Source organism: Nitrosomonas sp. Nm84 (genome assembly GCF_003201565.1).
Classification (GTDB): domain Bacteria; phylum Pseudomonadota; class Gammaproteobacteria; order Burkholderiales; family Nitrosomonadaceae; genus Nitrosomonas.
Window position 1 is genome coordinate 120,383 of sequence record NZ_QJJP01000004.1, and the last position, 13,215, is coordinate 133,597.

Here is a 13,215-nt window from a genome sequence, read left to right on the forward strand (position 1 = left end):
CACAGGCCGCTGGCAAGCTATCTGTGGTCGCTATGGCGTTAAAAATAAATAGGCTAAGAACAACATTGATCACGCATAAATTGCGCTTTCTCGCTTGTTTTTGCCTGGTATCAACGCCTTTGTTTTTCAATGGCCTGCTAGACTGCAGGTTGTTTAATCCGTTTTCCCAGTTTGATCGCATCTGCGATATCTACAGCAACTATCCTGGATACACCTTGTTCTTGCATTGTAACCCCAATTAATTGCTGTGCCATCTCCATGGTGATTTTATTATGACTGATGAATAAGAATTGAGTTTGTTTCGACATATTTTTTACTAATTCACAAAAACGATTGGTATTGCTGTCGTCAAGCGGTGCATCCACTTCATCCAATAGGCAAAATGGCGCGGGATTAAGCCGAAATAATGAAAAGATGAGCGCTAGTGCGGTAAGGGCTTTTTCACCACCCGATAATAAATGAATGGAACTATTCTTTTTCCCGGGTGGTTGAGCCATCAGTAACAATCCGGCATCCAGAATCTTACCATCGCTCAACTCTAGTCGGGCTTGCCCACCTGCAAATATAACCGGAAAGATTTCGCTCAGATACCGGTTGACCAGATCAAAGGTTTCTTGCAGGCGTAATTGTGTTTCACGATCAATTTGTTGAATGACATTTTCCAAAGTGGCGACGGCTTCATTTAAGTCCTGTAGTTGATTCATCAAGTTGGACTGACGTGTACGGGCAATGTCGAGTTCTTCCAATGCCGCGAGATTGACGGACCCCAGCGCCGTAGTTTCAGTGTTCAGTCGATTGATTTCTGATTGTAATGCCGCAATACTTTTTTTTCCTAACAGCGGTAAAAATAATTGGGTATCGACTTTGGCGTCATGGATCAATTCATCAAATTGGCTGATGGTGATATTTGCCGCTTGTTCTTTGAGTCGGGCTTGATTGATGGTGTCTCGTAATGAATATGTTTCTTGTTCGGATGTCAGGCGGGTATTTTCTATTTTCCGTAAATGGTGTGCAGTGTCTTCAACTTCCTGGCGTACTTGTACTATCGTTTGTTCAATCGATTTGCGCTGTATTCGCGCAGCTTCTAATTGATTATTCAGTGGGATTGGATTCAAGTTATCTTTTTCTTTGAGCAGCCTGGTATGGTTTTCTGCCAGTATGTGTAAATCATCGTGAATGGCTTGTACAGTCTGCTCTATTTCATTGATTTTATTGTCACATGTCTTTACATAAAATACCGCTTCCTGCATTTGCTTAGCGGATTGTTGCAGGCTTTGTCGTTGATTGGCGAGTGAGTGATTAGCAGCTTCCCATGAGAGCTGAGCTTGCTGTGTCAGTTGTTTCAGCACATCAATTTGCTCTAAGTTTTTTATTAATTTTGCTTGCGCGGATTGCTGCAGCGAGGTTTCGTTATCCAACGCCTGCTTAATTTCAGCTAACTCGGAATTAATCTGATTGCTGCGATGAATCGTGCGTTCGTTAATTTGTGAAAGCTTGACGATTTCAAGCTGTAGTTCATGTCGGTGCTGCTGTAATTGTTTGTTACGTTCACGCGATTGTTGAATGTCATCACTTAGCTTGGTATTGTGCTGTTTTGCGGTTTCCAGCAAGTCATGTTGATTGTGGAGCTGAGATTCATGCTGATTAATTTCTAGCTGCAGATTTTTTAATTCCTGCTGTCTCGATAACACGCCATGTAATTGGGAGTCAGGCGCATAAAAAGTGAGGCTGGTGCGCGTAATGATATGCCCCTGGCGCGTTACCAATGATTCACCAGCGCTTAACATGGGTTTTCTAGTGAGACCTTCCTGAATATTTTCTATCACATATACTTGGCATAGCCAATCTTCCAATACACGATGCACTTCGGGTTGGTTGATTGTGACATAGGTAAGTAGTTTTTCGCAGCCGAAGTGGGGTGGTATGGATTGTTGATCATCGGAGGATATCGCGGGTTGAGTTTTCTCAAAAATGGCCCATTTCCCTGATGGTAAGTCGTTTATCCAATTCTGAATGAACGCAAGTTGATCAACTTCGATACTATTGAGTCGTTCGCGTAAAACTGCTTCCAAGGCATTTTCCCATTCGGATTGTATTTGCAGGTGTTGCCATAAGCGAGGTAAGCCATCCAGTTGATGCTTGCTGAGCCAAGTAGTTAGCTGCTGATTGCTTTCCAATTTTTGCTGTAGATTTTGCAATGCATGGAAGCGAGCCGTCGTCTGTGATAATGCATGTTGCAGTTGTTGAATTTTGCTTGTAATTTGTTGTTTGTACTGAATTGTAGCGGATAATTGATTTTCTATATCCTGATGCTTCAGGTTCTGTTCCTGCAAAGTACATTCGGTTTGATCCATTGCTGACTGTAATTCAGTTAACCTGGATGTTTCAACGGAGATAAGTTCGTTTTGCTCTTTTAATAAACGGGAATAACGCGCCTCAAGCTGCTGGATATTTTTTGTGGCATGAGCGGAGTGACTATCTTCAAGCTGTCTGACTTGTTCGGTCATCAGAAGATCACGCCGGCATTTGTCTAGCGCTTCCTGGCATCGATGAAAATCGGCTTCCACGATCGGCAGTTGTTGGCTGAGCACATCATTCTTAAGCATACTTTCTGCATGCGATGCTGTGGCTTGTGTTTTTTCCTGATGCCAGTTTAATAGACTTGCTTGCGCGGTCTCTTTTAGCTGATTGTTTTTTTGCAGTCGATTTTCAACCTCCTGAATTTGCTGTGTTAAGCGTTCGGCATTGTTCTTCAAATGATTGATTTCTTGTTCTACACGACCTATCTCGGCATTGACCGTATAAAGCTGCCCTTGTACTTGCAGTAATTTGTCACTGATTTCATGTTCTTTTTCACGTGCTGTTTCATATTCTTTTTCAGCTTGATGTTGACTCGAGAGTGCAGCCTCTAATGCCGATTCAAGCGCCTGAATTTCTTTTTCTGCGTGGGTGCGTTGATTGACTGCGTCGTTTCTCCGTTGCAGCCACAGCAGCGACTGTGCGGTATGCAATTTTTCTTGCAACGATTGATATTGCTGTGCAGTGTTTGCTTGAATTTGCAGGTGCTGTAGCTGCGTTTCCAGTTCCTGCGAGATATCCACTAAACGGGTTAGATTTTTGCGAGTCTCTATCAGATGTGAAAAAGTTTCCTGTCTTCTCTCGCGGTATTGAGAAATGCCTGCAGCTTCTTCCAGGAAACTTCTTAATTCTTGCGGTTTCGCTTCAATAATCCGTGAGATCATGCCTTGCTCAATAATGGCATAACCTCGACCGCCAACACCCGTTCCCAGAAAAAAATCGGCAATATCGCGTCGCCGTACTTGCAGGTTATTGATGTAATAACTTGAGATACCATCGCGCTGGAGAACACGTTTAATCGCGATTTCGGAATAACTGGACCATTGCCCGGTGACCTTGCTCAAATGATTGTCAAAAACAATTTCGACACTTGCGCGACCGATTGCTTTGCGATGATCTGATCCGGCAAAAATAACATCCTGCATGGAATCACCACGCAAGGCAGAAGCCTTCGATTCGCCTAGAACCCATCGTACCGCGTCAATAATATTGGATTTTCCGCAGCCATTGGGGCCGACGATACCTACGAGATCTTGAGAAACGGGAATTAGCGTTGGATCGACAAATGATTTGAAACCGGCAAGTTTAATATGAGCTAAGCGCAATTTTTTGTTTATGAGATAAGACAGTTATAATAGGCGGTGTGTATGAGAGAACGATCAAACGATTATTGATTATTGTAACGGAATTAATTTAAACATGAGTGTGAAGAATGACCAGTAAGCCTGAGAAAACGCTTGAAACATTTCCAAATCCCTATGCCGACAGAGATTATCATATTCATATGGAAATCCCTGAGTTTACCTGTTTGTGCCCGAAGACAGGGCAGCCTGATTTTGCAACCTTGGTTCTTGATTATATTCCAGAGAAAAAATGTATTGAGCTCAAAAGCCTGAAACTTTATATCTGGTCATACCGGAATGAAGGGGTATTTCATGAAGCGGTTACCAACAAAATTCTCGATGATCTCGTTGCTATTTTAAAACCAAGATATCTTCGCTTAATTGCGCGTTTTTATGTACGTGGTGGAATTTTTACCAACGTTACAGTGGATTACCAAAAGAAAAATTGGCAACCGAAACAAACAGTTGTGCTGCAGGAGTTTAGTAGTCAATCGAATATTCGAAAATAATTATTGATAATTTACTTTAAGTAAAAATTTTAATATATTGTTTTTAATCTATATTATTAAACTTGACATTTCTTGCCACATAAAAAAATAGTTTGCAAAAGTCAAAAATTTATATATGCTGTCAACCAGTGTAAAGACAAATTAATCTATGTAAATGATTTTTAAAAGAAATGATCAATTCGCCTTACTAGTGTCGTTACTTTTCTGGACTTGCTCACTGATACCAGTTGATGCAGTTGCTGACAGATTAGTGCAGAACGAATATCAATATCAGACCGATTTGTGGGATCGCATACGCAGCGGATTTGCATTAAAACTCCCACCTGATAGTAAAGCAATACGTAAAATAGAGACTCCGTATACTCGACAGCCGAACACACTCAATCGCATTATTGAGCGTAGCGAACGCTACTTGTATCATATTGTAGAGGAGCTTGATCGCCGTGGTATGCCAATGGAGATTGCATTAATTCCGGTGATTGAGAGTTCTTATGATCCCCTGATCAAATCAAACAGTCACTCTGCAGGACTTTGGCAAATTATCCCGGAAACAGGCAAGAGTCTAGGTTTGGAACAAAATGTGTGGCATGACGATCGGCGTGATGTTATTGCGTCAACAGAGGCGGCGCTTGATTATTTACAATACCTTCATAAAAGATTTGATAACTGGAAGCTGGCGATAGCGGCATACAATATCGGTGAAGGTGCTGTAAGCAAAGCATTATCCAGGAGCGTTCATAAAGGTAGATCAAGTAGTTTTTACGATTTGAATCTTCCAGTTGAAGCTAAGCATTATGTATATAAGCTATTAGCAGTTAAGGATATTGTTGCTAATTCAAAGAAATACGGCGTGCGACTTCGACAGGTACCTAATCGACCGTATTTTGATACAATCAAAGTACATGAGCATATCGATATCTCCCTCGTTACCCGTCTTGCCAATATCTCCGAAGTTGAATTCACCGCACTAAATCCCGCTTATAATCGTTATGTCATTAAAGTACTCAATGCACCTCGTACTTTATTGTTACCTAAGGATAAAAAAGAAATTTTCTTAACAAATCTGGAAACATTTCAAGATCCGAGAATTTCGTGGCAGATTTACCGTGTCAAGAAAGGTGAAAATATCAATGAAATTGCTGGGCGATACCGTACAACTGTCAAACAATTACAAGCAATCAATGGTATAGCGCGGAACAAAAATCTTACACTCGGGCAGAAGATTTTGGTGCCTCAAGCGGTAGCGGAAAATCTTGTAGATGCTACTGCACAAAAGAAACAGTTGTTGCAAAATTATCTAGCAAGCGTTCACGTAGTTAAAAAGGGCGATACTTTGTATGAAATCGCAAAGCGATATGGCACGACAGTGAATCAGATTAAGTTGTGGAACAATAGTGATGAGAATTTGTCGATAGGCCAGAAGCTCGTTTTATCAAGAAGTTAAATTGGATCAAATGTTTTTCAAAAATTCAATACCCCAATTGACGCCAAATCCAGTAATTTCACTATCAACAGCGCCTAGTCCGTCTTTATGACTGCTGGCTGATAAATCCATATGTAACCACGGTATATCGTTAACGAATCGACGTAGAAAACATGCGGCGAGAATATGATCGAATTCTCCGCCAAGTTCGCATTGTTTAATATCTGCAATAGTACTTTCAAGGCTTTCTTCATAATCCATATCCATCGGAAAAGCGCAGACACGTTCTCCACTCTTGTTGCCTGCTGCGACGGCTTTCTGAACTAAATCGTCGCGATTGCTGAAGAATCCGCTATAACGTGATCCTAAAGCAGTTTTCATGCTGCCCGTCAGTGTGGCGAAATCAATGATCAGATCGGGTTCCAGTTTAATCGCCAATGTTAAGGTATCTGCTAGAACCATGCGCCCTTCGGCATCGGTGTGAACAATCTCAATCGATAGTCCATTAAGCGCTGAAATAATATCGTTCTGCTTGTAAGCACGTGGGCTGATATGGTTTTGTGCTATTGCAAGCCAGCAATCAATTTTGACTGGAATTTCAGCCCGCGTTGCCGCAAGCAGAATACCCAGAGCGACAGCAGAGCCGTTCATGTCTTCATGCATTCCCTGCATATACCGGGCCGGTTTTAAATTATGACCACCGGTATCAAAACAAATGCCTTTGCCGACAATAGCGATGCTTTTGTGTGGTGAATTCTGCTTGCAATTGTGCTGCAGATGCACAATGGCGGCATCTTCCGAGTCGCTGCCTTGTGCGACAGCAATAAAAGCGCCTGCACCGATTTCTTTGAGCTTGTTGAAATCGAATTCCTGGTATTTCCAGCCTTCATTTTCTGCCAGTTTCTTAATTTGCTGACGATAAGTTTTAGGGGTTAATTCATTAGCGGGTAATACCGTTAAGCCGCGAGCTAATAAATTGCCTTCCGCTAGTGCGCGCTGCAGTGTGAAGTTTTCAGCATCCTTGTAGCCATAGAGAAAAATCTTTGTTAAGGATTTTTTGATGGGCTTGTTTTTTCGTACAGGTAGTGCGGCGCCATTGACCCACATAGTATAAACAGCCAGTTCTGAAAAAACTTTCTTTTGGTGAGGGGTTCCATACACCGCGATATGGATTTCTGACGGATTCTCTGCAAGTAGTAATCTGATTGCTTTACGCACACAAGTTTGTTGCTCGAACACGGATTCACTCGTATCAATCATAACCCAGGCGCATAACTCACCATTTGCAAGATTTGCACAGACCGGAGTGCGATGAAGATCGGTCAATTGCATTTCGCGACGTAACAGCAATTTTTCTAGTGAATCTTCGCCAGTGACGCTGTATTTCTTGGGCAGCTTTTCTGATTTAGGGAGTATTACAAGAATATGCGGTGTTTTAATGGATTGATCAATAGGTGATGTATTCTGGAAGAGTGATGCCAGCATTGAAATCTTTCCTGTCAAATATTATTTTTTGAGTGACAATATCGGGAGTCATCGCGTAAAGAGTGGCCGCTATTAACTGTTAAATTGCTATTATTATATACGTTCTGTGGGCGGGATAGCTTGCAACAAATAGATTTATTCTGGTTCTAATAAGGAGTGTCAAATAGCAATGCGCCAATATCTCGAGCTAATGCAGCATGTTATTGATCATGGATGTCAGAAATCGGATCGTACCGGTACCGGTACGCGATCAATCTTTGGTTATCAAATGCGCTTTAATCTGGCTGATGGTTTTCCATTGGTAACGACAAAAAAGTGCCATTTAAAATCTATTATTCATGAATTATTGTGGTTTCTGCAAGGCGATACGAATGTTGCATATCTTCACAAAAACGGTGTGTCGATATGGGATGAGTGGGCTGATGCAGAGGGAAATCTGGGGCCCATATATGGCTATCAGTGGCGATCATGGGCAACAGCGGATGGTCACCACATTGATCAGCTCATGCAAGTGATCGAACAAATAAAAAACACACCGGATTCGCGGCGCATGCTGATTTCTTCATGGAATGTAGGTGATTTGCATAAAATGCGCTTGGCGCCATGTCATGCACTCTTTCAATTTTATGTGGTGGATAATCGGCTCTCGTGCCAGCTTTATCAGCGCAGCGCTGATATTTTTCTGGGCGTGCCCTTTAATATTGCATCGTATGCATTGCTAACCCTGATGATTGCACAAGTATGCAAGCTGGAACCTGGGGATTTTGTACATACCTTGGGTGATGCGCATCTTTATTTGAACCACCTTGAACAAGCTCGTGAGCAGTTATCGCGTGAACCGAAGCCGTTACCGACCATGACATTGAATCCGAATATACGAGAGATACTGGATTTTAAATATGAAGATTTTATTTTGGAAAATTATCATCCGCATCCAGCTATCAAAGCGTCGGTGGCCATATGACATTACCACGTTTATCTATTCTGGTGGCGATGGCCAGGAATCGAGTGATTGGTCAGCACAATAAATTGCCTTGGCATTTGCCTGCTGATTTAAAGCATTTTAAATTACTAACAATGGGACATATTATTGTCATGGGTCGTAAAACCTATGAATCCATTGGCAAACCTCTGCCCGGGAGAACTAACATCATCATCACGCAACAGAAAAATTTTGAAGTACCTGGCGCGACGGTCGTCAATTCCATTGGGGATGCTTTGCTGGCATGTGAACAAGCCAATGTAACTAGTGGTGAATGCTTCATCATTGGAGGAGAAAAACTGTACCGGCAAACAATTGAAATTTGCCAACGTATGTATGTCACGGAAATTCAGAAAGATTTTGAGGGAGATACTATCTTTCCGGAATACGATCCAAATGAATGGGAAGAAACGCAACGGGAGAAATATTTTTCTGATAGCGATAACACGATGGAATACCATTTTGTCATACTGGATCGTAAAGGATAGTGATCGTATTAAGTGGGCTGGATTGTCATGCTGTTATAAAGAAAAAATGGTGAAGCGCATGTTTCATGCGACTTCACCATTTTGTTGTAAGATGAAAAATTAAGTGTATAAGTATAACGAGTGCTTATATCACTTGAACATCCGGTAGCGGGAATCCGTTGAAGTTGCTGGCATAAGCCGTGGTGTATGCGCCCGCATTAGGAATATAAATAAAATCACCTTCCTGCAAGTCATTGGGAAGCATCAAATCATGAGTCAGAATATCCACTGAATCGCATGTGGGGCCAGCAATTGACCAAGGAATATCGTTGCCTTTGCGATCAGTAAGGATTTCATAGCGCAAGCCTTCTGTAATTTCTATAACTCCGCCAAACATGCCTGCATCCCAATACATCCACCGTTTACCATTGCGAGTTGCAGTGCCGACTACACGACAGACAAAATAAGCTGAATCGGATACCAAATAACGACCAGGTTCTGCCATTATATGGATGTTATCAGGTAAATCAGCGATAGCATCATTGATGATTTCAGCGATGATTTCAATGGAAGGAATAGGTTTGACGTGACGCACCGGATAGCCGCCACCAATATTCAGTAATCTGGGATTCAACCCTGCGACTTGCATATCGGCAAAAACCTTTTTTGCGCGCTCAATGCCAACTCGCCAATTTTGAGGGTTACGGCATTGCGAACCTACATGAAATGTGACGCCGGCTAAATCAGCTTTGAGTTGAACGGCTTCATGGATGATTTCATTAATGTCTGCGAGATGTGTTCCAAATTTGCCGGCTAGCGGCCAATCACTGCCAATATTCGGCGTATCAATACGCAAATACATTTTTGCATCAGGCTTGACGCTCACGATTTTGCGTAGTTCTTCTACACTATCAATCACATACCATTCGACACCTTTAGCCGCAGCGTATTCGAGGTAAGCACGAGATTTCATTGGGTTGCTATAAAACACTTCAGCCGCAGGTACGCCCAGCGTTAGTAGCAAGTCAAGTTCAGCAATGGAAGCGATTTCAAAACCAACGCCTTCTTCAATCAGCGCTTTTAACACACGATGATCAGGGTTAGCCTTGACAGCATAATGCGGATGAACGCGCGGCATTGCCATTTTAAATCGTCGGGCTTTGTGTCGGACAATATTACTGTCAACCAGTAAAAATGGGCGTTGATAGCCTTTTTTTAGTGCATTCTGAACGTGTTTAAAATTCAGACTACTTTCTGGGTGGGTATCAAATAAGACTTCAGATGGATCAGATTTTTGAAGTGTGGACGAGAATGCAGACATGAGTGCGCTCCTTAAAATCGCTACGTTTCAGGGATATGAACATTGACTAAATCAACCGGAGCAAAAAAGTTCTTGGTGCTTCTCATGATGACCTCCTTATCGGCTAAATATATTGAGTGTTAATTTGCACGCATTATAGTCTGCATTCAGAGCAAAGCAAGTGTTTTTTTGCATAAAAATTATTTTTTTATATAATTTGTTTATATGCGCAAAAACAATGTGTTGTGTAACTATCGCTAGGGTGTATTTGACGGTCTTTTTGCAGAAAAGTTTATATGATTTTTGTCACCTTCAGCGTAATGAGTCTATATGAAGCCTGTTAGTGCCAATGAAATCTTAAGTAGCTATCTTTTTTTTCATTGAACCTGAAATGAAATCGATTTTCTCCGCGACCAATTGCATGCTGTTTGGGAAGAAGTTTGAATGGTCCAGCGGCGGAGTATGATTCTTCAATTGTCAGTTTTCCAGAATGCGGTGAAAAAAATCTTAATTCAAACCGGCCAGGGCTGATTTCCCGTAATAGGGGAGCAAATGGTTTGGCTAGCGGCTCGCCGATGAATACGCCTTGTCCTGGCCAGGCTACACTTTTCCAATAGGCTTCAATGACACTGGTTCCCGATGCATAATGAAACATGGCGACTGCGGGCGATGGAAACTTTTGTGGATAGCTGCAAGGTTCGACAACGGTGCCATAGCTTGCTGTGGCACCGGCTTCCAACCAACGCAAGCTGCTCATTTGAAGTGAATCGGTCAGCATGCCGCCGGCCGATGTTAAGTGGTCTGCCAGCGCACCTGGCAGAAAGCCTAACGTCTGTAGCATGGGCACTTCAGTCAATCCGGTAAAGTAAAAAAGCACGTCCTGATGATCGGAAATAGCATCGGTTTGAAGTATTTGTATCGAAAAAACACCGGCCAGATCTTTTGCGGTGTGCGCAAAGCTGCCTGCGCGGCTGTTACGTGCTTTATCTGAAGTGCTCAATAGATAAGCCTGGCCTTTCGGAAAACTATGATCTGAAGCGATGCCTCGGTCAATGAGTGCTTTGACTTGTTCGAAGGAAGTTCCAGCTAACATCATGGCGGGGCGCAGCTTGTAACCATCGAACGGAGACAGGCTGGGCGAATTGAAGTAAGGGCTAGGTGCTGTCGGTTCACACTTTTTCGAGCAAAATTTTCTATCGAAGCCAAACGCTAGGGCAGAAGTCAATGACATGCAACCCACCCGGTAGGGAGTGGTCCAGGCAACAGCGAATGCTTGCACATGATCCGGCGTCAGTTGATCAATGGTAGCTTTCAATTGTTTGAATTCTTTGGGAGTCATGACACTGCGTTCAGAGGAGAAACGTAGATGAATTATGTTGGCTTCCGGTATCTGCCGTGCCTGCTGATAATAATGACCGATTTGTCGGGACAAGGGGTCATCATCATTAACAATGACAGCAATATCATGGGATTCTAAGCCGGTGCGCGGCAAGGAGATGTGCTTTTGCGCCTCTGCTGGGAAAGCTGCGAAAAACAGCATGAGCGCCAAAATAATAGAAAACCGTTTGATCAGATGTAAACTTTCCCGTGCCAACATCAAAGCGCCTCCACACCAATGAACGGATGTTACAGCCTCAAATTTTCGGCAATGTCACACCATGCTGCCCTTGATATTTACCACCTCGATCTTTATAAGAAGTCTCGCAGACTTCGTCCGATTCAAAAAAAATGACTTGCGCAACACCTTCGTTGGCATAGATTTTAGCGGGCAGGGGAGTGGTGTTGGAAAATTCCAGCGTGACATAGCCTTCCCATTCCGGTTCAAAAGGGGTGACATTGACGATAATGCCACAGCGCGCATAGGTTGATTTGCCCAAACAAATGGTCAATACATTGCGTGGAATACGGAAATATTCCACAGTACGCGCCAGCGCAAAGGAATTGGGAGGAATGATGCAAACATCGCTTTTGATATCAACAAATGAGTTGGAGTCAAAATTCTTCGGATCGACGATGGTGGAATTGATGTTGGTGAACAACTTGAATTCATCCGAGCAGCGAATATCGTAGCCATAGCTTGAAGTGCCGTAGGAAACAATGCGCTGATTGTCTTTCTGGCGAATCTGGTCAGGCTCAAATGGCTCAATCATGCCGTGCGCTTGTGCCATCCGACGAATCCATTTATCTGATTTAATCGTCATGCTTTAGCCTTTTCTAGTCATTTTCCATGATGATCTTGGCGAACAATTCCGAGTGATCTTCAGCAGATTCAGCCACTTTAACAGCGATTCGTCGCGCAATCAGCCGGTACATTTCGGCTATTTTTCCATCCGGTTCGGCAACGACGCTGGGCTTGCCCATATCGGTATGCTCGCGGATTTTGATATCGAGCGGTAATGTGCCGAGAAATTCCACATTGTAATCCTGGCACATTTTCTCACCGCCGCCGGTTCCAAAGATGGGCTCGGTGTGTCCGCATTGTGAGCAGGTATGCGTGCTCATATTTTCCACAATGCCAAAAATTGGGATGCCTACTTTCTCAAACATTTTTAACCCCTTGCGTGCATCGAGCAAAGCGATATCCTGCGGTGTGGTGACAATGACTGCGCCCGTGACCGGGATTTTTTGTGCCAGCGTCAGCTGAATATCTCCGGTACCGGGTGGTAAATCGACGACGAGATAATCCACGTCTTTCCAGTTGGTATCATTCAACAATTGCTGCAACGCCTGGGTAACCATCGGGCCGCGCCAAACCATCGGGGTTTCGACGTCGATCAAAAGGCCGATGGACATGGCCTGAATGCCGTGTGCCAGGACCGGTTCCATGGTTTTGCCATCGAGTGATTCGGGGTGGTGGGTGATGCCCAGCATCTGCGGTTGTGACGGACCGTAAATATCCGCATCCAGAATGCCCACGGACGCGCCTTCCGCGGCCAATGCCAATGCCAGATTGACTGCTGTCGCCGATTTTCCGACGCCGCCCTTGCCGGATGCCACCGCAATGATATTTTTAACGCCGGGAATGAGCTTGACGCCGTGTTGCACGCTGTGCGGAATAATTTTGCTGCTGACTGTCACCTGAATATTTCCAATGCCAGGAATTGATTTCAGTGCTGCAACGATCTGCTTCTGGACGTTGTCTTTGACGCTATTGGCCGGATAACCCAATTCGATGTCAATGGATACATTATTTTGATCAATCTGAATGGCATGCACTGCTTGCGAGGTAACGTAATCTTTGCTGGTGGTTGGATCGATGGTTTGTCCAAGTATGGACTGTATGTTTTGCTCAGAAATGGTCACTGCGGAACTCCTTGTTACTGCTGGTTAGCGATTTAAATTTAATAG

Annotated in this window: 10 protein-coding genes; 4 read left to right on the plus strand and 6 right to left on the minus strand. The window is 43.4% G+C overall.

The features are described from left to right. Window positions 1-137: 137 nt before the first annotated feature. Window positions 138-3,683: a chromosome segregation protein SMC gene (gene smc, locus C8R34_RS03705; protein WP_110337967.1), complete on the minus strand. Its 3,546-nt coding sequence runs from the start codon at window positions 3,681-3,683 to the stop codon at window positions 138-140. 107 nt (window positions 3,684-3,790) lie between these two features. Here smc and queF point away from each other — a divergent pair, with 107 nt between their 5' ends. Together queF and C8R34_RS03715 are read left to right on the plus strand one after the other, a co-directional pair. Next, a complete protein-coding gene (gene queF / locus C8R34_RS03710; protein ID WP_110337969.1) occupies window positions 3,791-4,210 on the plus strand; it encodes a preQ(1) synthase in 420 nt (139 codons plus the stop codon). A 412-nt stretch (window positions 4,211-4,622) separates the two neighbouring features. Continuing rightward, window positions 4,623-5,654 carry a LysM peptidoglycan-binding domain-containing protein gene (locus C8R34_RS03715; RefSeq protein WP_258364341.1) on the plus strand — a complete coding sequence of 344 codons (1,032 nt, stop codon included), beginning with the start codon at window positions 4,623-4,625 and terminating at the stop codon, window positions 5,652-5,654. A 6-nt stretch (window positions 5,655-5,660) separates the two neighbouring features. Here C8R34_RS03715 and C8R34_RS03720 read toward each other — a convergent pair whose 3' ends face one another. Further along, a complete protein-coding gene (locus C8R34_RS03720; protein WP_110337973.1) occupies window positions 5,661-7,118 on the minus strand; it encodes a leucyl aminopeptidase family protein in 1,458 nt (485 codons plus the stop codon). Between the two features lie 169 nt (window positions 7,119-7,287). Here C8R34_RS03720 and C8R34_RS03725 point away from each other — a divergent pair, with 169 nt between their 5' ends. Both C8R34_RS03725 and C8R34_RS03730 read left to right on the plus strand, forming a co-directional pair. Continuing rightward, window positions 7,288-8,082 carry a thymidylate synthase gene (locus tag C8R34_RS03725; protein WP_110337975.1) on the plus strand — a complete coding sequence of 265 codons (795 nt, stop codon included), beginning with the start codon at window positions 7,288-7,290 and terminating at the stop codon, window positions 8,080-8,082. Beyond that, window positions 8,079-8,588: a dihydrofolate reductase gene (locus C8R34_RS03730; protein ID WP_110337977.1), complete on the plus strand. Its 510-nt coding sequence runs from the start codon at window positions 8,079-8,081 to the stop codon at window positions 8,586-8,588. Before C8R34_RS03725 ends, C8R34_RS03730 begins: the two co-directional genes overlap by 4 nt. A 124-nt stretch (window positions 8,589-8,712) precedes the next feature. Here the strand turns inward: C8R34_RS03730 and C8R34_RS03735 are convergent, their stop codons facing one another. The 4 genes from C8R34_RS03735 to apbC form a co-directional block, all read right to left on the minus strand. Further along, window positions 8,713-9,888 carry a type III PLP-dependent enzyme gene (locus tag C8R34_RS03735; RefSeq protein WP_110337979.1) on the minus strand — a complete coding sequence of 392 codons (1,176 nt, stop codon included), beginning with the start codon at window positions 9,886-9,888 and terminating at the stop codon, window positions 8,713-8,715. A 319-nt stretch (window positions 9,889-10,207) separates the two neighbouring features. Further along, complete coding sequence (locus C8R34_RS03740; protein ID WP_110337981.1) at window positions 10,208-11,464, minus strand: TIGR03790 family protein; 1,257 nt, start codon at window positions 11,462-11,464, stop codon at window positions 10,208-10,210. A 37-nt stretch (window positions 11,465-11,501) separates the two neighbouring features. Beyond that, window positions 11,502-12,068 (minus strand): dCTP deaminase, encoded by a 567-nt coding sequence (gene dcd / locus C8R34_RS03745; RefSeq protein ID WP_110337983.1) that lies wholly within the window; start codon window positions 12,066-12,068, stop codon window positions 11,502-11,504. A 13-nt stretch (window positions 12,069-12,081) separates the two neighbouring features. Further along, complete coding sequence (apbC, locus tag C8R34_RS03750) at window positions 12,082-13,170, minus strand: iron-sulfur cluster carrier protein ApbC (RefSeq protein WP_110337985.1); 1,089 nt, start codon at window positions 13,168-13,170, stop codon at window positions 12,082-12,084. Window positions 13,171-13,215: the final 45 nt, after the last annotated feature.